The following is a 556-nucleotide window of genomic DNA, read 5'->3' as shown; positions in this document are numbered from 1 at the left end:
TGGGGGACTCAGCAACCCAAGCCGATTGGCAGTTAGTGGCCAAGACCTATGGCGCTTCCTCAGAAGACCTCGCCACCTTGCAAGCGGAAGCGGCGCGTTTAGCCCACCAAGGGGAAAGCCCCGCAGTCCTCACCAACCACCTCCTCGAGGCGGTTCGCCACCTCACCGACTGGGACGCCGAAAAGTTGCTGGATCCTGCGAAACAACCAGCCCGCCGGACCAAACCCAACTCCGCCGCACCGGAAGACCCCCTAGAGCCGTCCCAACAGTTGCGCGCCGGAGTCCATTATCTCCCCCGGGAAGATGCGAAAGAGGGGAAAATTATCCCGCAGCAGGGCCACTTGGACAACGCCTTGCGCCAGCAGAACTTCACCCCCGCAGTAGTCTCGCAATCCGACCGGGTGGCGGAGTTAGAAAAGCAGGTGCGCGACCTGAGCGCCCAACTGAAAGAAGCGGATAAAGCGGCGGCACTGATTCGCGGATTGCAAGCCGATCGCGATCGCCTCGAACGGGAAAACCGGCAACTGCAACAACTCCTGCAAGAAAATACCGATAA

The 556-nt window shown here is 60.4% G+C and carries 1 protein-coding gene; it reads left to right on the top strand.

The features are described 5' to 3' along the window. A partial coding sequence (locus AC0QH1_RS10200) for a hypothetical protein (protein WP_324630978.1) occupies positions 1 to 556 on the top strand: 556 nt, incomplete at both ends.

Source organism: Phormidium sp. CCY1219 (assembly GCF_055795085.1).
This window is presented reverse-complemented; position numbering and strand designations above follow the sequence as displayed.